The following is a 21,026-nucleotide window of genomic DNA, read 5'->3' on the forward strand; positions in this document are numbered from 1 at the left end:
GTGGGCTGGATGGCGTCCGGCGATCGCCGGTCTGCATTTGCAGGCGCTCGGCATGACCGGCTATGTGGTCGGTCGGCTGTTCGCGGCCATCCCCGTGCTGCTCGCCGTCGCGGTATTCGTCTTTCTGCTGCTCAGCCTCGTGCCGGGTGATCCCGCCGTGCTGATCGCCGGTGACTTCGCCTCGCCGCCACAGGTGGAGGCGGTGCGCCAGGCGCTCGGACTCAATCTGCCGCTGCTGCCGCGTTTCCTCGCATGGGCCGGCCGCATCCTGAGCGGCGATTTCGGCCTGTCGCTGTTCAGCCGCATCCCGGTCTCGCAGCTCGTCGCCCAGCGGATCGAGCCGACGCTGCTTCTCTCTCTCATGACGATCACGATCGCGGTCGTCGTCGCCGTGCCGCTCGGCCTCGTCGCCGCCTATCGTCCGAGGGGGCTCGTCGCGCGCCTGACCATGGCGGGGGCGGTGCTCGGCTTCTCATTGCCGGTCTTCGTCGTCGCTTTCGCGCTTGTCTATACGCTCGCACTCGGCCTGCACTGGTTTCCGGTGCAGGGCTATAAGCCGCTGTCGCAGGGCGTGCTGGCCTGCCTGCATTCGCTCGTGCTGCCCGCGATCTCGCTGAGCTTCCTCTATATCGCCTTGATCGCGAGGGTGACGCGCGCTGCGGTGCTGGAGGTGCTGCGCGAAGATTATGTCCGCACCGCCCATGCCAAGGGGCTCGCGGCCCGCAAAATCATCGTACGGCACGTGCTCAGCAATGCCGCAGTCCCGATCATCACGGTCGTCGGCATCGGATTTGCCGCGCTGCTTGGCGGCGTCGTCGTTACCGAGACGGTGTTTTCCATTCCCGGCCTCGGCCGGCTGACCGCAGACTCCATTCTCCGGCGCGACTATCCGGTGGTGCAAGCCCTGATCCTGCTGTTCGCCTTCGTCTATGTCGTCGTCAATCTCGTGGTCGACATTCTCTACGCCGTCGTCGATCCGCGGATCCGGTACTGATGCAGGACGAGCCGATGGCGATGACCCACGCAGCTGAAGGGCTCGATGCGCCGGACATCGGTGTCAACCGGTTTGCGCAGATCGCGAGCCTGCCGGTTCGCCAGCCCATACTGGCTCTGAGTTGCGTTCTGCTGCTTGCCTTTGGCGTGACGGCCGTCGTGAGCCCGTGGATCACCGCGGATCCCGCTGCGCTGGACCCGCTGAACCGGCTTCAGCCGCCGTCGCCGGCGGAGCCCTTCGGCACCGATCAAGTCGGACGTTCCGTGTTTGCCCGCGCGCTGGTGGGAACGCGGGTTTCGCTGTCGGTCGGCATTGCCGTTGCGGCTCTCACCACGCTGATCGGCGTGTGCATCGGTGTCATCGCCGGATATTTCCGCAGCGTCGACAAGATCGTAATGCGCGCGATGGATGCGGTGATGGCGATCCCCGCGATCCTGCTCGCGATCGCACTCGTGGCGCTGATTGGCGCTTCGCCCATCGTGATCGTCACGGCGATCAGCCTCCCGGAAATTCCCCGCATGGCGCGCGTGGTGCGCGCCAGCGTTCTCAGCTTGCGCGAACGCGTCTATGTCGAGGCCGCCATCACTTGTGGCGGGCGTACCGTGACCATCCTGCATCGTCACATCCTGCCCGGCGCTGCCGGGCCGATCATGGTGCAGTCGACCTACGTCTTTGCCTCCGCGATGATCCTGGAATCGATCCTGTCGTTTCTCGGTGCAGGCACGCCGCCCGACGTGCCGAGCTGGGGCAACATGATGTCGGAGGGACGGCAGTTCCTGCAGATCGCGCCGTGGATTCTCGGCTTCCCAGCCTTGATGCTGGCGATGACGGTGCTCGCCGCCAACCTGCTCGGCGATGCGCTTCGCGACCTGCTCGATCCGAGCTTTGCGGGAGGCGAGATGCGATGAACGCGCCGCTGCTCTCCGTCGAGAACCTCTCCATCACGCTCAACACGCGGGGCGCCCCGGTGCCGCTCGTCCGCAACGTCTCGTTTGCAATCGACCCGGGTGAAACGCTGTGCCTCGTCGGCGAGAGCGGCTGTGGCAAGAGCCTGACCGCGCTCTCCATCATCGGCCTGCTCGACCAAAGCGTCATGCAGGTCGCTTCCGGCCGCATCCTCTTCGAGGGGCGCGATCTCGTCACGCTCGGCGCCGAGGAACTGCGCAAGCTCCGGGGCGACCGTCTCGCCATGGTGTTTCAGGAGCCGATGACGTCGCTCAATCCGCTGCTGCGGGTCGGCGAGCAGATCGCGGAGGTGATCGTCGAGCATCGTGGCGTGTCCGAGGCGGACGCGCGGCGGCAGGCGGTCGGATTGCTCGATCTCGTCCGCATTCCGGATGCGCGGCGGCGGGCCTCCGAATTTCCGCACCAGCTTTCCGGTGGCATGCGGCAGCGCGTGATGATCGCGATGGCGCTCGCCCTGCGCCCTGCATTGCTGATCGCCGACGAGCCGACCACCGCGCTCGACGTCACCATCCAGGCCCAGGTCTTGACCCTGATCGACGATCTGCGTCGCGAGTTCGGCACGTCCGTGCTCCTGATCACGCACGATCTCGGGGTGGTCGCGGAAATGGCCGACCGGGTCGTCGTGCTCTACGCCGGCAGCATCGTCGAGCAGGCCGGCGTCAACGGCATCTTCGATGCCGCGGCCCATCCCTATACGCGCGGCCTGCTTGGGGCGATCGACCAGCTCAACAGCGGCACCCGCGATCGTCTCGCCGAGATTCCCGGCAGCGTGCCGAGCCCCGTCTCGCTCGGCATGGGCTGCGCCTTTCGCCAGCGCTGCGGCGCGGCGATGCCGGTGTGTCACTCGGAGCCGCCGTTGTTGTCGGGCGCTGACGAGCACCTGACGGCATGCTGGCTGGGCAAGGCCGGCGCGATGGTGCCGGCATGAGCGCCGTCCTCGAGGTCTCAGGTCTGACCCAGATCTTCACCTCACGGCAGGGGCCGTTCGGATTGTTCGGCCGGCGCGATCTTCGCGCCGTCGACGACGTCAGCTTCGTCGTCGCGCGCGGACGTACCTTCTGCCTCGTTGGTGAAAGCGGCTGCGGCAAGACCACGATCGGCCGCATGGTCGTGCGCCTGTTGCGGCCGACGGCCGGCTCGGTCCACATCAATGGCGAGGACTTCGGCAATCTCTCCGGCGAGACGCTGCGCAGGAAGCGCCAGCAGGTGCAGATGGTGTTCCAGGATCCCTTCGCCTGCCTCAACTCGCGCATGACCGCGGCGGAGATCGTCGAAGAGCCCTTGCAGAATTTCGGCATCGGCGATGCGGTGTCGCGACGGCGGAAGGTCGCGCGTCTGTTCGACCAGGTCGGACTGCCCCAACATTTTCGCGCACGTCTGCCGCATCATCTGTCGGGCGGACAGCGGCAGCGCCTCGGCATCGCGCGGGCGCTCGCGGCGGATCCCGCGCTGATCGTCGCGGACGAGGCGGTCGCGGCGCTGGACGTGTCGATCCGCTCCCAGATCCTGAATCTCCTGAAGGATGTCCAGCGCGAGATCGGGATCTCCTATCTGTTCATCTCGCATGATCTCGCCGTGGTGCGCTATCTCGCGGACGACGTGGCGGTGATGTATCTCGGCGCCATCGTCGAGCAGGGGCCGGCGAAGGCCGTGTTCGCTGCACCGGCGCATCCGTATACGCGGGCGTTGATCGATTCGGTCCCTGCGGTCCACCCGCGCAACCGGCGCCGCCGCGCGGCTCTCGAAGGCGAGGTGCCGAGCGCCGCTTCGCTGCCGTCCGGATGCCGCTTTCGCACGCGCTGTCCGTTCGCGACGGACATTTGCGCGCAAGCGGCGCCGGCGATGACTGAAGTCACGCCCGGCCATGCCGTCGCCTGTCATCACGCAGGATCGCTGCCACGCTTCGACGCGCCGGGTCTGGGCCGGGCCGTAGCCCCCGACGCAGTTGCCTAGAAACAGAAAACGGGAGGAGTATCAAATGAGATCGCCGAACGGAATATTTGCGGTCATGATGGCGGCAGGCTGGCTGGGTGCAATATCGCCTGCCGTTGCGGAGACGGTGCTCAAGATCCGCCCCTTCGGCGATCTCAAGCAGATCGATCCCGTGATCACGTCCGACTATATGGTTCGTAACCACGGCTATATGGTGTACGACACGCTGTTCTCACTGGACGAGAAGCTCGTCGCGCAGCCGCAGATGCTGGAGTCCTTTGCGGTCGGCAGCGATCAACTCACCTACACCTTCACGCTGCGCGGCGGCCTGACCTTCAGCAACGGCCAGCCGGTCACCGCGGAGGATGCGGTCGTATCGCTGAAGCGCTGGTGGCAGCGCGATGGCCTTGGCCAACAGCTTGCCTCCGTCAGCGACAGCCTGACGGTCAAGGACGAAAAATCCTTCGAACTGAAGCTCAAGCGCCCGTGGGGGCTGGTGATCGAGGCGCTCTCCAAGCCGAGCTCCAATGTGCCCTTCATCATGCCGAAGGGGATCGCTGCGACGCCGGCGGACACCGCCATCACGGATGCGACCGGCTCGGGTCCCTTCATCATGAAGAAGGACGAGTGGGTTCCGGGCTCCAAGGTCGTTTACGTCAAGAGCCCGTCTTACAAGTCGCGCGCGGAGCCGGCGAGCGGGCTTGCCGGCGGCAAGCTCGCCAAGGTCGACCGGGTCGAATGGCATTACATCCCGGATGCGCAGACCGCGCTCAATGCACTCCAGGCCGGCGAGATCGACATTTTCGAGGAGGTGCCGCCGGACTTCCTGCCGACGCTTGCCGGCAATCCCGACATCAAGACGATGCCGCAGGACACGCTCGGCATGCAGATGGTGTTCCGCATGAACATTTCGGTCCCGCCGTTCAACAATCCAAAGGTCCGGCAGGCGATCAGCTACATGATCGACCAGGACAAGTTCGCGCGAGCCTATGTCAGCGACCCCAAGCTCTACAAGAGCTGCCCGAGCTTCTACATGTGCTCATCGCCCTATTTCACGGCTGCCGGCTGGACCAAGCCCGATATCGAAAAGGCCAAGAAGCTGATTGCCGAGAGCGGTTATGACGGTACGCCGGTCGTGGTGCTGCATGCGACCGAAAGCGGGCCCACGAATACGTTCAGCCTCGTTGCCGAGCAGTTGATGCGTCAGATCGGCCTCAAGGTCGAACCTCAGGCGATGGACTGGGGCACGCTGGTTGGACGGCGCGCGTCCAAGGAAACCGTCGACAAGGGCGGCTGGTCACTGTTCATGTCGGGACCGACGGGCGCCGACATGTTCGAGCCGGTCGGCCACCTTGGGCTGCGCGCAAACTGCGACAAGGCCTGGTTCGGCTGGCCTTGCGACGAGCAGATCGAAAAGCTGCGCAACGAATTCGCGTTGGCGACAGATCCCGAGCAGAAAAAGAAGATCGCAGCCGACCTCCAGCTCCGCGCCGTCGACTATGTGCCGTATTGGCCTGCTGCACAGCTCTATCTGGTGCGGGCGGTACGCAGCAACGTTGACGGCCTCGTAAAGGGAGCGGTCCCCGTCTACTGGAATATCACCAAGAAGTAGTGCGATCCGGCACGGCGCCGGAGGAACCAATCGCTCCCAGCAACATTCAGATGGAGGGTTCGACGCGGGCCCGGGTTGCGCGCGCCTCCATCGATTCGGCGCTCGTGACGTCGCCTCTGGCGATGGGGGGAATCGTGGGTACGGTCATAGAGAACTTGCTGATGCGGAAGCAGAAGCTGGTGGAACAGCTCGAACAGGCGCCATCGGTGGAGGATCGCGACCGAATCGAGCACCAGCTCGAGCAGATCAACACCGCGCTGGATTTTCTGGACAGGCCGGGATCGAAGGAGGAGCGGTAGACGCGCTCAATCCACCTTCAACGCCCTAGCATAGACCATTCCCGAATTCGTGATGTGCGTCGTCATCAGGCCTTCGAAGGCGGCGAACTCGCCGCGCGCGAACAGATCGAGCAGCTTGCGGTGCTCGTCGAAGGACGTGCGGGTGCGCACGTCGATCGGCGAGGTCAGATTGGTGCGGAGCGCGGCGACGCGGCCGGAGACGAGCTGATAGGATTCGGCGAGATAGCGGTTGCCGCAATGGGCGAACAGCGCCTCGTGAAAAGCGGTGTCGGCGCGGCCATAGGCGATGTTGTCCTTTGCCGCGACGGCCGGCTCCATCGCCGCGATCGCCGCGCTCATGGACGCAATCGCGCCGTCGCGGTCATTGCGGAAGGCGAGCTCGGCGGCCTTGGGCTCGAGCGCAATGCGGAAGGTGCAGAGCGCATGGATGTCGTCCGGACTCGGCGTGAAGACGAAGCTGCCGACCTGGGGTCGGATCACCACGAGTCCCTGCGCCTGCAGCTGGCCCATGGCCTCGCGCACCGGTGTGCGGCTGACGCCGAAGGAATTGGCCACCATCTCCTCGGAGATGGCAGCGCCTAACGCGAACTCGCCGTCGATGATGGCCTGGCGCAGCCGCAGCATCACCCGCTGCGACAGCGATTTCGGCGTATCGAGCTTGAGCAATCGCATCGTGCGTTCAGATCACCTTGCCGGGATTGAGCAGGTGATCGGGGTCGAGCGCCGCCTTGAGCGTGCGCATCAGCGCGATCTCGGCCTCGCCCCTCGCATGGCCCAGCCATTGCTTCTTCAAGGTGCCGATGCCGTGCTCGGCGGAGACGCTGCCGCCGAGCTCGCGGACGAGACCGTAGATGATCGCGTCCATCTCCTCCTTCGGCTGCTGCGCGACGGAAAGGCCGGTGACCCAGGAGATGAGATGCAGATTGCCGTCGCCGATATGGCCGTAATAGACGCTCTCGCAACCCTCGATGCCCGCAGCGAGCGCCGCCTTGCAGCGTGTGACGAACTCGTCCATCCGTGCCACCGCAAGGCCGATGTCGTAGGAGATGTGCGGCCCCAGCACCTGACCGAATTCGGCGCAGACGTCGCGCACGCGCCAGAAGGCTTGCGTCTGCCCGAGCGATTGCGCGACAGCGGCATCCGCCAGCAGCCCGCGCTCCATCAGCTCCTCGAGCCAGCTCTGGAAGCGCGGCCCATCCATGCTCTCGTCGGTGCCCTGCGCTTCCACCAGCACGTAGAGACCGTGGCCTGGGGCGACCGGCGGCTTCACGCCGGCGCGCTTCGTGATCACGTCCCAATAATCCGGCCACATCACCTCGAAGGCGGACAGCAGCGGGCCGAGCCCTGAGCGCGCCGCGTCGAGCAGCGCGATCACCGCGGCATAATCCTTCAAGGCGCACAGCGCGGCCATGGTCGAGCGCGGCTTCGGGAACAGTTTTAGCACCACGCGCGTGATGATGCCGAGGGTGCCTTCCGAGCCGATGAACAGATGCTTCAGGTCATAGCCGGCATTGTTCTTCATCAGCTTGTTGAGGCTGGTGATGACGGTGCCGTCGGGCAGCACCACTTCGAGACCAAGCACCAGCTCGCGCGTCATGCCGTAGCGGATCACGCGGTTGCCGCCGGCATTGGTCGAGAGATTGCCGCCGATCGCGCAGGAGCCGCGCGAGCCGAGATCGAGCGGAAAGAAGAAGCCGGCTTCGTCGGCCGCCTTCTGGATCGTCTCCAGCGGCGTGCCGGCCTTCACCGTCATCGTCATCGAGGCGCGATCGATCTCCTCGATGCCGGTCATGCGCTCCAGCGAGATCGCGACCCAGCCAGCTTCAGGCGAAGCGCCGCGGCACAGGCCGGTCAGTCCGCCCTGCGGCACGAACGGCAGATGCGCCTGCCGGCAGGTCGCAATCGCCTCGGCAACGCCCTGCGCATCGACGGGGCGGATCACCGCCAGCGGCGTTTGCGGCAGGCTCGCGCTCCAGTCGTTGCAATTGCGCGCCGGCACATCGGTGCCAACAAGCACCGCCGCCGCGCCGAGCCTGTCGCGCAACGCGCCGAGCAATTGGTCGGGGCGTCCGGCGGGGGTCACCATGTCCATGCGAGACCTCCTCAAGATCTGGCCGCGCACATGGCGCGGAGGATTTGCATAAACGTTGTATGTAAGGTACAAGACCAAAAGTAAAGTGAAAACAAGGTCTCGGCAAGCGCGAAAGATCGTTGAAGATCAGCGGCTTAGCCGGGTGCGGCAGCAAAGGGTGGTGTGATGGCCGAGGCAATTTGCGGGTTCTGGGTGGCGTCGGCGACGCCGCTGGCGACGGACGGCAGTGTGGACGCCGCCAAGCTCGCCTCTCACGCCAAGCACCTCTTCGGCAAGGGCGTCGACGGCGTCGTGCTGTTCGGCACCACCGGCGAGGGGACCTCATTCAACGCCGCCGAACGGATTGCGACGATCGAAGCGATGCTCAAGGCCGGGGTCGCGGCGGAGCGCATCGGAATCGGCGGCGGCTTTCCGGCCATCACCGACAGCATTGCGCTGACGCGCGCCGTGCTCGGCCTCGGCCTGCGCCACGTGTTGCTGCTGCCGCCCTATTTCGATCGGAGTGTCACGCATGAAGGCATCGAGGACGCCTTTGCCGCCATCATCGACGGTGTTGCCGACGATCGCCTGCGCGCCTCGCTCTACCACATTCCGCAAGTCTCGGGCGTTGCGATCCCGACGACAGTCGCCGCAAGCCTGCGCAAGCGCTACGGCCAAGTGGTTGCCGGTCTGAAGGACTCCAGCGGCGACTTCAAGCAGTTCCAAGCATTCCGTGCCGCCGCGCCCGAGCTCGCCATCACCGTCGGCAACGAACCCGACATCGCCCGCGCGATCGCTGCGGGCGGCGCCGGCACCATCTGCGGCATGGCCAACATTGCGCCGGAGCTGGTCAAGGCGATGGTTGACGGCAAGAACGTCGAAGCGCGCATGCAGGCGGCGGTCGACGTCGTGCTGAAGACGCCCTCCCTTGTCGCAACGCTGAAGGCGATCCTTGCGGCGCAGACCGGCGATGCAGGTTGGTTGCGCGTGCGTCCGCCGCTCCGCGCTTTGTCGGACGGCAGTGCGTTCAAGCGGAAGCTCGACGAGTTGATCGCTCCCGCCATCGCGTGATCGTGAAATATCGGGCCACGATTTCGCGTGCAGCGTGTCATGCGCGGTGCACCGGCAATTCATGATTGCTGTTCAGCATCCGCCTCCTCTTAGAACAATTCAACACTAGAGCGATTCAAGCCCGGCTACGGTTCTCCTTGATCGCGGCGGCTGTTACAGGCGCACACTTCAATGCTCCTGACTTGAAGTGGAATGAAAGTGCGTGCCTTCGTGGATGGCCAACGTGACAACGGCCATCGAACTCGTGCCGGCAAGAGCCGTGCAGGTCTTCTCATGGGAGCAGCGGTGCTGCTCATCGAATATCCCTCCATCACGACGAGCGCACAGGCGCAATCGGCTCTGCCGCCGGTGACGGTGGAGGCGCCGGCGCCACGACCGAAGCCGGCACGTGCATCGGAGCAGTCGTCACGCCGCGCGCAAACGGCGGCGCGCCGCCAGCCCAGCCGCAATCCCGCACCCGCGGCGCCGACGCTGTCGGAGCGCGCCGCTGCCGTAGCCGCCGCACAGCAAGCCGCAAAGCTCGGCTACCGCGCGATGCCGAGCGCGACCACGCTGCGCAGCGGCGCCTCGCCGCTCGACACCTCGCAGGCCGTCAACGTCGTGCCCGCGCAGGTGCTGAAGGACCAGCTCCCGCGCAACATCGACGACGCGCTGAGCAACGTCTCCGGCGTCACCCAGACCAACACGCTCGCCGGCAGCCAGGACGCGGTGATCCGCCGTGGCTTCGGCGACAACCGCGACGGCTCGATCATGCGCAACGGCATGCCGCTGGTGCAGGGCCGCAGTCTCAATCCTGCGGTCGAAAGCGTCGAGGTGCTGAAAGGTCCGGCTTCGCTGCTCTACGGCATCATGGATCCCGGCGGCATCGTCAACACCATCAGCAAGCGGCCCGAGCTCTATCAGCATGGCTCGGTCACGCTGCTCGGCTCGGCCTTCAGTGCCTCCAAGACCGGTGCCGACGGCCTGCTCGACGTCACCGGTCCGATCGGCGACCAGGGGCTCGCCTATCGTTTCATCGGCTACGGCGTCAGCGAGGATTATTGGCGGAATTTCGGTCGCCACCGTGAGATGCTGGTTGCGCCCTCGCTCGCGTGGTACGGCCAGGACACCACGGTGCAGCTGAACTACGAGCACCGCGAGTTCATCTATCCGTTCGACCGCGGCACCGCGTTCAATCCGGTGACGAAGGCGCCGCTGGCCGTGCCCGCTACGCGCCGGCTGGATGAGCCTTTCAACAACACCTGGGGCACGTCCGATCTGATCCAGGCTTCGGTCGAGCACCGCTTCAACCAGGATTGGAAGCTCTACGCAGGCTACAGCTACAACACCGAAACCTTCAGCGCCAACCAGCTCCGCATCACCGGCATCAATTTCACGACCGGCGTCGAGACGCGCAGCAACGACGGCACGGGAAGCTCGCTAAGCAATGTCAGCTATGGGACATCCTATGTCTCGGGCGGCTTCTGGCTCGGCGACATGCGCAACGAGGTGCTATTCGGCGGCGACGGTCAGTATCGCACGATCTATCGCGACGTCTTGATCCGGCAGACAACTCCCGCCTTCAACGTCTACGATCCTGTCTATGGGCTGATCGGGCCTGGAACCAGGGTGTCGAACCCCGACAGCGCCCAGACCGACAAGCTTGGCCAGTGGTCGCTGTTCTTCCAGGACACGCTGCATCTGACGGAGCGGTTCGCACTGGTCGGTGGTGTGCGCTATATGGACTACGATCAGATCGCCGGACGCGGAAAGCCGTTCAACACCAACACAAACGTGTCGCAAGACAAGGTGCTCCCGCTTGGCGGCGCGATTTTCAAGCTGACCGATCAGATCTCGCTTTATGCGAGCTACACCGAATCGCTGAAGCCGAATTCGACGATTGCGCCGATCGGCGTGGTGATCGACTCCAGGGTCGCGCCCGAGGAGGGTGTGTCGTACGAGACCGGCGTGAAGTTCGACATCAACCAGCGCATCTCCGGAACCGTCGCATTCTACGACCTCGACAAGAAGAATGTGCAAACGACGAAGACGAACAGCGCGGGCGTGGTGGAGCTTCACACCGTCGGCCGCGCTCATTCGCGCGGCCTCGAAATCGACGTCACCGGCAGGCTCACCGACGATTGGGCGTTGATTGGGAGCTATGGCTATACCGACGCCCGCGTGACGGCCTCCGAGGATCTGACGTTGCTCGGCAAGAAGCTGCAAAACGTCGCCTTGAACACCGCTTCGCTCTATCTGGTCCACGACTTCGGCACCGCATTGCCCGGCCAGTTCCGTCTCGGCGGCGGGGCGCGCTATGTCGGCGATCGTCCCGGCGATTCGATCAACAGCTTCTTCCTGCCGTCCTATGTCGTCGCAGACCTCTTTGCGACTTACGAGACGAAACACGAGCAGTTTCCGGTGGTGTACCAGGTGAACGTCAAGAACCTGTTCGACACGGTCTACTATCCCTCAGCCGTGAATAATTTAAACGTCGCTATCGGCGACGCGCGCCGGGTGTCTCTCTCGGCGACGGTGAAGTTCTAGCCATGGCCACGCGGCCCGGGCACATGATCAAAACTGTCCTGCTCCAGGTCCATTCCATCGCAGGCCTGGTGCTCGCGCTGCTGCTAGCCTTGATCGCGCTGACCGGCGCGATCATGAGTTTCGAGGACGAGATCGTCGATCATCTCAACGCCGGCATCATGCACGTCGTGCCGCGCGAGATGCCGGCGCTGATGCCGGACGAACTGGTCGCGCGGCTGGGGGCGGGGCAAAATTTCGGTCAGGTCTCGGCCGTCATGTTGTCGAGCGATCCGACTGCGGCCGTGCGGGTCCGCTTCGCGCGCGACGAGCAGGGCGAGCGGCGGAATTCGCTCTATGTCGACCCCTATGATGCGCGCGTGCTGGGTGCGCCGCGCGGCGAGGCGTTCTTCGCGACGGTTCGGAAGCTGCATCGCTGGCTGCTGATCCCTGGCGATGCCAAGGGCTGGGGCCGCCAGATCACCGGTGTGGCCGCACTCGGCCTGATCGTCATGCTGGTCTCGGGCCTCGTGCTGCGCTGGCCACCTCGCGCGCGCAGCGTGAAGATGTGGCTCAAGCCCAATCTCGGTCTCGGCGGACGCGGGCTGCATCGCTCGCTGCATGCGGTCATCGGCACCTGGGTTCTTCCGGTCTATCTTGTGATGACGCTCACGGGCCTGTGGTATTCGTTCGACTGGTACAAGGACGGCGTCGTCTGGCTGCTGTCGCGTCCAGAAGTCTCTGCCGCGAAGATGCAGCCAAGAATGTCCGCGAAGGCGCCGCGTGCGGCGGCCCGTTCCGAGCCGGCCCAGCCGATCGGGTTCGACCTGGCGTGGACGACGTTCCGGCGTGAGGAGGGCGACCGCTTCGCCAGGGCTTGGCTGACGCTGCCGCCGGGGCCTGGCACGGCGATACGGATCCGGTCGTGGGGGAAGGATTCGACGCTCGACACCAAGCGCGATGAATTCCGCATCGATGCCGTCACCGGTCAGGTCGCCTCCACGGAACGTTACGCCGACAAGACGTTCGGCGAGAAGATCATCGCCAACATGCTCGATATCCATCGCGGCGCGGTCCTGGGCTGGCCCGGCAAGCTCGCCTTCATGATTGCCGCGGCCCTGATGCCGCTGTTCTCGGTCACCGGCATTTTGCTCTATCTGTCGCGCCGCAAGCTGCGGCGCCCGGCGCAGCCGCCGCTTGGGCGGCTCGTTCCGGGCGAGTGAGTTGCAGCCGAAGAGGCTAGCCAACACCTCGACAATCGTTCAAAAGCCCGTGGGCACGTCCTTGTCAGGTTTTCGCCATGAAGCTTCCGACCGTCACCCCCGCCGATATCCGCCGCGCCCTGCTCCTGCGCGAAGAGATCGCGCTGCTCGATCTCAGATACGAGGCCGCCTTTGCCACCGGCCATCCGCTGTTCGCCGCCAACATGGCCGCCGACCGGCTTGCAGTTGAGGCCGAGGTGCGGCTGCCGCGCAAGGACGTTGCGATCGTGCTTTATGATGACGGCGAGGGGCTGGTTGCGACCGGCGCCGAGCGTCTGGCTTCACTCGGCTACACCAATGTCAGCGCACTCGACGGCGGGCTGAAGGCGTGGCGCGATGCGGGCTTCGAGGTGTTCGAGGACGTCAACTCGTATTCCAAGGCCTTCGGTGAGCTGGTCGAGTCGCGTCGCCACACGCCTTCGCTCAGCGCCGACGAGGTGGCAAAGCTGATCGCGGAGAAGGCCAACATCGCCATCTTCGACGTCCGCCGCTTCGACGAATATGCGACCATGAACATCCCGGGCTCGGTCAGCGTGCCCGGCGCGGAGCTGGTGCTGCGGGCAGGGCAGGCCGCGCCCGACCCTGAAACGACGATCATCGTCAACTGCGCCGGCCGCACCCGCTCTATCATCGGCACGCAATCGCTGATCAATGCCGGCGTGCCCAACAAGGTGCGGGCGCTGCGCAACGGCACCATCGGCTGGACCCTGGCGCGGCACGGGCTCAATCACGGCGCCGACAGGCGCGGCGCGATCGGCCCGTTCGAGGGCGGTCCAGCCAATGCCCGCGACGTCGCCTATCGCGCCGGTGTTCGCCATATCGGAGCGAACGAGATGGCTGCGCTGGTCGCAGAGACCGATCGCACGCTGTATCGCTTCGACGTGCGCGATGCCGAGGACTATGCGGCCGGCCATCTCCCCGGCTTCCGCCATTATCCCGGCGGCCAGCTCGTGCAGGAAACCGACATGGCCGCGCCCGTGCGCGGCGCGCGCATCGTCCTGACCGATGACAGATGCGTCCGCGCCGACATGACGGCGTCCTGGCTGGCGCAGATGGGTTGGGAAGTCTATGTGCTCGAGGGCGGCTATGATTGCGCGCTGGAAATCGGTCCACCGCAGGTCTTGCCGAAGCCCAACCCGGCCCATCGCTATCGCCGGCCCTATGAAGGCACCGATGTGGCCGAATCCGCGATGCAGGCCTATCTCGATTGGGAATACGGCCTCGTCGAGCAGCTCCGCCGCGACGGCACGCACGGGTTCTATGTGATTTGACCGAGCTCTGGGATGCCAAGCGCATCCTCAGCTCCGGCCGTCTTCTCCCCGTATCCGTTCCCTATTGTGCTGCGCACCGCCCGCGGTCTATGTGCGAAGGCAAAGCTGCCATCTACGGAGATGCCATGTCCGCCCCAGGCCAAAGCCCTGAGCGAAGCGCCAAGGCGCTGCTGCTCGAAGGCGTCAATGATAGCGCTGTCGACCTTTTCAAGGGCGCGGGCTTCACCAATGTCGAGCGGCTGACCAAGGCGCTGGACGGCGCGGATCTGCGGCGCGCGCTCGAAGGCGTGTCGCTGCTCGGCATCCGTTCGCGCACGCAGATCACCAATGAGGTGCTGGGGGCGGCCGGCCAGCTTCTCGCGGTCGGCTGCTTCAGCGTCGGCACCAACCAGGTCGATCTTTCGGCGGCGCGCAAGCGCGGTATTCCCGTCTTCAACGCCCCGTTCTCCAACACGCGCAGCGTCGCCGAGCTCGTCATCGGCGAGATCGTGATGCTGCTGCGGCGGATCTTTCCGCGCTCGGTGTCGGCCCATGCCGGGGGCTGGGACAAATCGGCGGCGGGCAGCCGCGAGGTGCGCGGCCGCACGCTCGGCATCGTCGGCTACGGCAATATCGGCTCGCAGCTTTCGACGTTGGCCGAAGCCATGGGCATGCGCGTGATCTATTTCGACCGCACCGACAAGCTTCGCCACGGCAACACCGAGCCGGTCGAGAAGCTGGAAGATCTGCTGGCGCAGAGCGATGTGGTCAGCCTGCACGTGCCGGAGACGCCGGAGACCGCGGGCATGATCGGCGAGAGGGAGCTGCGGGCGATGAAGCCGGGCTCGTCTCTGATCAACAACAGCCGCGGCACCGTGGTCGATCTCGATGCGCTGGCGCGTGCCTTGCGCGACGGTCATCTGGCCGGTGCGGCCGTCGACGTCTTTCCCGTCGAGCCTTCGTCGAATGCCGATCGTTTCAATAGTCCCATTCAGGGCATCGAGAACGTCATCCTCACCCCCCATATCGGTGGGTCGACTGAGGAGGCGCAGGAGCGCATCGGTGGGGAAGTCGCGCGAAAACTGGTCGACTATTTCATTACCGGCTCGACCATGGGCGCGGTCAACTTCCCGGAGGTGCAGCTGCATCTTCGTCCCTCCGGTGCACGCTTCAGCCATGTCCATCGCAACGTGCCCGGCATGTTGCGGCGGCTGAACGAGGTCTTCCTCCAGCGCGACATCAACATCGCCGCGCAATATCTGGAGACCGCCGGCGACCTCGGCTACGTCGTGCTCGACGCCGATCTCGGCGGTCAGGATTCCGGCGAGCTGCTGCAGCAGATCCGCGGCCTCGAGGGAACGGTCGGGGCGCGGCTGGTATTTGAGCACTAAACCGCCCACGTTCCGGTTGCATCTTGCGGCCGGTGCTCCCACACTGCGGTCGAATTCGACGTGTTCCAATCACGTCGAATTTGAGCTTCAGTTGCGTGAGTGTCCGCCATGGAACGGGACGCCGTACTGATTGATCTCGCGCTGCAGGGCGGCGGTTCGCATGGCGCCTTCTCCTGGGGTGTGCTCGACCGTCTTCTGGAAGAGAAATGGCTGGAGATCGCCGCGATCTCCGGAACCTCCGCAGGCGCGATGAATGCGGCGGTCCTGGCGGACGGGTGGACGGCCGGCGGCGCCGAGGGGGCGCGTGAGGCGCTCGACCGATACTGGCGTCGTATCTCGAAGGCCGCGGCCTTCAGCCCGCTACAGCGCTCTCCGCTCGACCGCTTGATGGGGCGCTGGACCCTCGATACGTCGCCGTTCTACATCCTCACCGATTTGATGTCGCGTGTGCTCTCGCCCTACGACCTCAATCCTACCGGTTACAATCCGCTGCGCGCGGTGCTGGCCGAGAGCATCGATTTCGAACGGCTCGTGCGCTCGCCGATCCAGCTATTCATCACCGCGACCCGGGTACGCACCGGGCGCGGACGTATCTTCCGCAACGCGGAGATCACGGCCGACGTGCTGCTGGCATCGGCCTGTCTTCCAACCATGTTCCGCGCGATCGAGATCGACGGCGAGCCCTATTGGGACGGCGGCTATGCCGGCAACCCGACCATCACGCCGCTGGTCCGCGAAAGCGACGCGCATGACACCATTCTCGTCCAGATCAATCCGACTGAGCGGCCGGAGCAACCGCGGACGGCTGCGGAGATCCTCAACCGTCTCAACGAAATCTCCTTCAACTCGCCGCTGATGAAGGAGCTGCGCATGATCGCGCTGCTGCGCCAGGCGGCCGATCCGGGCAGCGGCGAGGGCGCGCGCTGGGCGAAGATGCGCACGCACCGGATCAAGAGCGACATGCTGGCGAAGTTCGGGGCCTCCTCGAAGCTCAACGCGGAGTGGGAGTTCGTCTCGATGCTGCGCGCCGAGGGACGCATGGCCGCGGACAACTTCCTCGCCGAGCACGGCGCGGAGATCGGCCGCCGCTCGACCGCCGATCTCGATGTCCTGCTGTCGGAGTGCTGAGGCATGGGTCTCCTCGGCCTCCTCGTCGGACTCGGTCTGCTCGTCCTATTCGCCTTCCGCGGTTGGAGCGTCCTGCTGCTCGCGCCGTTCGCCGCACTCATTGCTGCGTTGTTCGGCGGTGAGCCGCTGCTCGCGAACCTGACCCAGGTGTTCATGGTGAACGCGGCGGGATTTCTGGCGCAGTTCTTTCCGATCTTTCTGCTTGGTGCCGTCTTCGGCAAGTTGATGGACGACAGTGGCGCGGTGACGTCGGTCGCCGGCTTCATGGCGGAGCGCCTCGGCGAACGCCGCGTGATCCCGGCGGTCGTGCTCGCCGGCGCGCTGGTCACCTATGGTGGTGTCAGCCTGTTCGTTGCGTTCTTCGTCATCGTTCCAATGGCCCGCTCGCTGTTTCGTGCCGCTTCGATTCCGCGTCGTCTGATCCCGGCCGCGATCGTGCTGGGAACGTCGACCTTCACCATGTCGGCCCTACCTGGCACGCCGTCGATCCAGAATGCGATTCCGATGCCGTTCTTCGGTACGACGCCGTTTGCCGCGCCGGGCCTCGGCATCGTCGGCTCGCTCATCATGCTCGGCGCGGGATTGTGGTGGCTGCATCGCGCCGAAGCTGCGGCGCGCCGCGCCGGGGAAGGCTATGGCGACGACGCCGAGGGCGCGATCGAGCAGGCCGCTGCTGACGAGCTCGTGCGCGAGCGCGCGACGACTGCCCGCGAGTTCGATCCGGCGGAGCTACAGCACGGTCATCGCAGCGAGCGGCCGTCGCCCGTGCTGAACGCCATGGCGCCGCTCGTCGTTGTCGTGACCGTCAACCTGTTGATGTCGCTGGTGGTGCTGCCGCGGCTCGATGTCAGCTATCTCGCCGAGCCGCGCTTTGGCGACACGACGCTTGCGGCGGTCGCAGGCGTGTGGTCGGTCGCGGTGGCGCTGGCTGCCGCCATCGTCACGACCATCGCGCTGAACTGGGCGCGCCTGCCGGTGCTGCGCCGGACCATGGACGCCGGGGCCAATGCGTCGGTCCTGCCTGCGTTCAGCGTCGCCAGCCTCGTCGGCTTCGGCGCCGTCGTGGCCTCGCTGCCGGCGTTCACGATCGTGCGCGACTGGGTGCTGGCGATCGAAGGGGGACCGCTGGTCTCGCTCGCCGTCGCGACCAACATCCTGGCCGCGCTGACCGGGTCGGCGTCGGGCGGCCTGACCATCGCCCTCGATGCTCTCGGCCCGACCTATGTCGAACTTGCCGCGCGCCACGGCATCGACCTTGCGCTGATGCATCGCGTGGCGGTGATCGGCGCGGGAACGCTGGACATCCTGCCGCATAACGGTGCGGTGGTCAGCCTGCTCGCGATCTGCGGCCTGACCCATCGCGACAGCTATTTCGATATCGTCATGGTCGGTATCGTGACCTCGCTCCTGGCGCTGCTGGCGGTGATCGCCCTGGGCACTGCGCTGGGCTCGTTCTGACGGAAAGCCGGCGTCAGCGATTGACGGACGGGCGAAGGTTGCATTGAATGCGGCCAAGTGCCGAACGCAACAGGACAAGCCGGGTGGAAACGATGAAGCGCAACAGAGCGAAGCTGTGTGCATGGCTGGTGGGCACTGCGGCCGCAATGAGCGCGAGTGGTGCCTCAGCGGCAACGCTGGCCGAAGACGCCGAGACCGTCTGCAAAGGCCTCGTCGGCGGCGCTGACGCCGTGAAGATCGATTCCGCGACCCTGCAGGCGCCGTCGCAATTGGCCGTGGCCGAGCGCGGGCCGACGCCATCGGCACGCATCACGCCGGCCAATCCGCGCTTCTGCAAGGTGCTCGGCCATATCGATCCCACCGATCCCAAGGCGCCCCCGATCAAATTCCAGGTCAACCTCCCCGTCGAATGGAACGGGCGCTCGCTGCAATATGGCGGCGGCGGCTTCAACGGTGTGCTGATCACGGGCCTTGCCCTGCCGCCGGCCTATCCCTTCGACAGGCCCTCGCCGCTGGCGCGCGGCTTCGTCACCTACGGCACCGACTCTGGCCACGAGACCAAGCAGGGCGAGCCGCCGCAGGTCTTTGCGCTGAACGACGAGGCCTTCGAGAATTTCGCCCATCGGGCGTACAAGAAGGTGCGCGACGCCGCGGTCGGGCTGATGCAGCGCGCCTACGGCAGGAAGCCGGAGAAGCTGTACTTCATGGGCTCGTCGGAGGGCGGCCGCGAAGGCCTCACCATGGCGCAGCGCTATCCCGACGATTTCGACGGCATCTTCGCCCGTGTGCCCGTGATCAACTGGGTCGGGCTGCAGCATGCCGGCACGCGCTCGGGTCTCGTCACCATGGGCGAGGGCTGGATCAACCCGGCGCAGGTCAAGCTCGTAGGCGAGGCCGTGCGCGCGGCTTGCGACAAGGCCGACGGCTCCGACGATGCGCTGGTGCAGGATCCCGTCGGCTGCAAGGCGGCGTTCAAGGTCGAGACGCTGCGCTGCGCGGCCGGGCAGAGCGGCGACCAGTGTCTCACCGATGCACAGATCAAGGCGGTGAACACGCTGCACGCCACCTACAAATTCCCCTTCGCGCTCGCCAATGGTCTCGACGATTATCCGGGCTGGGGCGTCTCCGGCGAGGACATCCCCGCGGTCGGGCCGACCGGCGGCTGGGTCTCCTGGTGGCTCGGCACCGCGCCGCCGGCGCAGCCGCCCGCGCCGAACAACGGCATCGCCTGGATCTACGGCGCCGGCGGCATCCAATATGTCTTCGCGCGCGATCCGAAGCTCGACGTCACCACCTACAAGGTGGAAGAGCACAAGGCGCGGCTGCTCGAGGTGTCCAGCCTGATGGATTCCACCGATCCCGATCTCAGTCGGTTCCGGGCGCGGGGCGGCCGGCTGATCGTGCTCGAGCACATGGCCGACTACGCCCAGAGCCCCTATGCCGGCATCCGCTACTTCGAGAGCGTCGAGCGCAAGATGGGCAAGGCCGAGACCGCGGAGTTCGCGCGCCTCTACACCGCGCCCGGCGTCGACCATGTCGGCTCCGGCGCGCCCGCCAATGTCGATATGCTGAGCGTTCTGGTCGACTGGGTCGAGAATGGCAAAGCGCCCGGCGACCTCGAAGTCAGGGAGCAGAAGGTCGAGGCGCCGTCGTTTGCCGCGACGCGCGCGCTGCCGCTGTGCCGCTGGCCGGCCTGGCCGCACTACAAGAGCGGCCCGGTGACGGAAGCGGCGAGCTTCACCTGCGCGCCGTAACCAAGAGGGCCCGTTTGACAACGCGCCTGCGTTTCACTATCTATTTCGCATGCGAAATAACGGCGCCGACGCTCGGCATCCCCGGCTGATCTACTTGCTGAGTGTCGCCCAGCGCCGGCTGCAGCGCTGGATGGCGGCGCGGCCCGAGAGCGAGGTGACGCCGGCGCAGGCGGGGCTACTGTTCATCCTCGGCAAGCAGGATGGCGTGCTGATGGGCGAGGCGGGGGCGGCACTCGACATGGGGCCGGCTGGCATTTCTGGTCTCGTCGACCGGACGGTGGCTGCGAAGCTGGTCGAGCGGCGGGCCGACCGCGAGGACGGCCGCGCCTTTCGCATCTGGTTGACGCCGAAGGGGCGCACCGCGCTGGCGCAGGCCAAGACCAGCGCGGCGAAGGTCAATGCGGCGCTGACGGAAGGTTTCACGGCCGCGGAAATCGACATCGTCGCACGCTGGCTGACGAGCATTCAGGACAAGTTTCCAAGACGTTCAGACGAATAACACGGAGCAGACTAATGACCGAGCAGGTCCGGATCGAGAACAGCGGCGGAATCCTCACCCTCACGCTGGCACGTCCCGACAAGAAGAACGCGCTGACGGATGCGATGTACGGCAAGCTCGCCGATGCGATCGAATCCGCCGAGTTCGACTCATCCGCCCGCGTGATCCTGATCCGCGGCGAGGGCGACATGTTCACCGCCGGCAACGACGTCGGCGAGTTCGCGGCCGTCGCGGCCGGCAAGTCCGAAGGCAGCCGCAACGTGGTGCGCTTCATCCAGTCGCTGGCGCGCTGCACCCGGCCGGTTGTCGCGGCCGTGCAGGGCCGTGCCGTCGGCGTCGGCACCACGATGCTGCTGCATTGCGATCTCGTCGTGCTCGCCGACAACGCGCAATTATCGACGCCGTTCGTCAGCCTCGCGTTGGTGCCTGAAGCCGCCTCCAGCCTGTTGATGCCGGCGCGCATCGGCTATGCCCGCGCCTACGAGATGTTCGCGCTTGGCGAAACCGTGCCGGCCAGGTCGGCGCTGGAATGGGGACTCGCCAACCGTGTGGTGCCGCTCGATAGGCTCGATGCGGAAGCGCTTGCGCTGGCGCAGCGTCTCGCCCGCCAGCCGGCCGGGGCCCTCGTCGCGACCAAGCGGCTGATGCGCAACGGCGAGGCGCTGGTCGCGCAGATGCAGGCCGAAGGCGAGCAGTTTGCGCAGCGCCTGCGCACCGCCGAAGCGCGCGAGGCGTTTACGGCGTTTGCGGAGCGCCGCCCGCCGGATTTCACCAGAATAGGATAGTATTCCGAATGCGTGCAGGCTGGATCGTTTCGATTCAACTCAAACCTTAACG

18 protein-coding genes are annotated in these 21,026 nt (G+C 65.8%); 16 read left to right on the top strand and 2 right to left on the bottom strand.

From position 1 onward, the window contains the following. Positions 1 to 52 precede the first annotated feature (52 nt). The 6 genes from I6F36_RS21830 to I6F36_RS21855 are packed head-to-tail and all read left to right on the top strand — an operon-like array spanning position 53 to position 5,803. Entirely contained in the window at positions 53 to 994 is a 942-nt protein-coding gene (locus I6F36_RS21830; protein ID WP_036014490.1) for an ABC transporter permease, read from the top strand. Continuing rightward, positions 994 to 1,902 carry an ABC transporter permease gene (locus tag I6F36_RS21835; protein WP_225172119.1) on the top strand — a complete coding sequence of 303 codons (909 nt, stop codon included), beginning with the start codon at positions 994 to 996 and terminating at the stop codon, positions 1,900 to 1,902. The genes I6F36_RS21830 and I6F36_RS21835 overlap by 1 nt, the downstream gene beginning before the upstream one ends. Then, positions 1,899 to 2,888 carry an ABC transporter ATP-binding protein gene (locus I6F36_RS21840; RefSeq protein WP_109145421.1) on the top strand — a complete coding sequence of 330 codons (990 nt, stop codon included), beginning with the start codon at positions 1,899 to 1,901 and terminating at the stop codon, positions 2,886 to 2,888. The genes I6F36_RS21835 and I6F36_RS21840 overlap by 4 nt, the downstream gene beginning before the upstream one ends. Continuing rightward, positions 2,885 to 3,913: an ABC transporter ATP-binding protein gene (locus I6F36_RS21845; RefSeq protein ID WP_225172120.1), complete on the top strand. Its 1,029-nt coding sequence runs from the start codon at positions 2,885 to 2,887 to the stop codon at positions 3,911 to 3,913. Before I6F36_RS21840 ends, I6F36_RS21845 begins: the two co-directional genes overlap by 4 nt. Positions 3,914 to 3,938: 25 nt before the next feature. Next, complete coding sequence (locus I6F36_RS21850) at positions 3,939 to 5,504, top strand: ABC transporter substrate-binding protein (protein WP_036026857.1); 1,566 nt, start codon at positions 3,939 to 3,941, stop codon at positions 5,502 to 5,504. A gap of 50 nt (positions 5,505 to 5,554) precedes the next feature. Then, positions 5,555 to 5,803: a hypothetical protein gene (locus I6F36_RS21855; RefSeq protein WP_225172121.1), complete on the top strand. Its 249-nt coding sequence runs from the start codon at positions 5,555 to 5,557 to the stop codon at positions 5,801 to 5,803. Positions 5,804 to 5,809: 6 nt separating this feature from the next. Here the strand turns inward: I6F36_RS21855 and I6F36_RS21860 are convergent, their stop codons facing one another. Together I6F36_RS21860 and I6F36_RS21865 are read right to left on the bottom strand one after the other, a co-directional pair. Next, positions 5,810 to 6,475 (bottom strand): GntR family transcriptional regulator, encoded by a 666-nt coding sequence (locus tag I6F36_RS21860; protein ID WP_225172122.1) that lies wholly within the window; start codon positions 6,473 to 6,475, stop codon positions 5,810 to 5,812. A gap of 7 nt (positions 6,476 to 6,482) precedes the next feature. Then, on the bottom strand, positions 6,483 to 7,895 hold the full coding sequence (locus tag I6F36_RS21865; protein ID WP_225172123.1) for an FAD-binding oxidoreductase: 1,413 nt from the start codon (positions 7,893 to 7,895) through the stop codon (positions 6,483 to 6,485). Positions 7,896 to 8,060: 165 nt separating this feature from the next. Between I6F36_RS21865 and I6F36_RS21870 the strand changes: the two genes are divergently transcribed. The 10 genes from I6F36_RS21870 to I6F36_RS21915 all read left to right on the top strand — a co-directional run bounded on the left by I6F36_RS21870 (position 8,061) and on the right by I6F36_RS21915 (position 20,974). Further along, positions 8,061 to 8,945, top strand: a complete 885-nt coding sequence (locus I6F36_RS21870) for a dihydrodipicolinate synthase family protein (RefSeq protein WP_225172124.1) — start codon at positions 8,061 to 8,063, stop codon at positions 8,943 to 8,945. Positions 8,946 to 9,137: 192 nt separating this feature from the next. Beyond that, complete coding sequence (locus tag I6F36_RS21875) at positions 9,138 to 11,471, top strand: TonB-dependent siderophore receptor (protein WP_225172125.1); 2,334 nt, start codon at positions 9,138 to 9,140, stop codon at positions 11,469 to 11,471. Positions 11,472 to 11,494: 23 nt separating this feature from the next. Further along, complete coding sequence (locus tag I6F36_RS21880; RefSeq protein WP_225150906.1) at positions 11,495 to 12,670, top strand: PepSY domain-containing protein; 1,176 nt, start codon at positions 11,495 to 11,497, stop codon at positions 12,668 to 12,670. A 77-nt stretch (positions 12,671 to 12,747) separates the two neighbouring features. Then, entirely contained in the window at positions 12,748 to 13,980 is a 1,233-nt protein-coding gene (locus tag I6F36_RS21885) for a rhodanese-like domain-containing protein (protein ID WP_225150909.1), read from the top strand. A gap of 125 nt (positions 13,981 to 14,105) precedes the next feature. Beyond that, entirely contained in the window at positions 14,106 to 15,350 is a 1,245-nt protein-coding gene (serA, locus tag I6F36_RS21890; RefSeq protein WP_225172126.1) for a phosphoglycerate dehydrogenase, read from the top strand. Between the two features lie 108 nt (positions 15,351 to 15,458). Continuing rightward, positions 15,459 to 16,478, top strand: coding sequence for a patatin-like phospholipase family protein (locus I6F36_RS21895; RefSeq protein WP_036026863.1), 1,020 nt, complete (start codon positions 15,459 to 15,461; stop codon positions 16,476 to 16,478). Between the two features lie 3 nt (positions 16,479 to 16,481). Beyond that, positions 16,482 to 17,936, top strand: coding sequence for a GntP family permease (locus tag I6F36_RS21900; protein ID WP_128264933.1), 1,455 nt, complete (start codon positions 16,482 to 16,484; stop codon positions 17,934 to 17,936). A 92-nt stretch (positions 17,937 to 18,028) separates the two neighbouring features. Further along, positions 18,029 to 19,690 carry a tannase/feruloyl esterase family alpha/beta hydrolase gene (locus I6F36_RS21905; RefSeq protein WP_225172127.1) on the top strand — a complete coding sequence of 554 codons (1,662 nt, stop codon included), beginning with the start codon at positions 18,029 to 18,031 and terminating at the stop codon, positions 19,688 to 19,690. Between the two features lie 49 nt (positions 19,691 to 19,739). After that, positions 19,740 to 20,189 carry a MarR family winged helix-turn-helix transcriptional regulator gene (locus I6F36_RS21910; protein ID WP_225172128.1) on the top strand — a complete coding sequence of 150 codons (450 nt, stop codon included), beginning with the start codon at positions 19,740 to 19,742 and terminating at the stop codon, positions 20,187 to 20,189. A gap of 14 nt (positions 20,190 to 20,203) precedes the next feature. Further along, complete coding sequence (locus I6F36_RS21915) at positions 20,204 to 20,974, top strand: enoyl-CoA hydratase (protein WP_225172129.1); 771 nt, start codon at positions 20,204 to 20,206, stop codon at positions 20,972 to 20,974. Positions 20,975 to 21,026 lie beyond the last annotated feature (52 nt).

Origin of the sequence: Bradyrhizobium sp. BRP19, from assembly GCF_020194195.1 — a bacterium.
Classification (GTDB): Bacteria; Pseudomonadota; Alphaproteobacteria; order Rhizobiales; family Xanthobacteraceae; genus Bradyrhizobium; species Bradyrhizobium yuanmingense.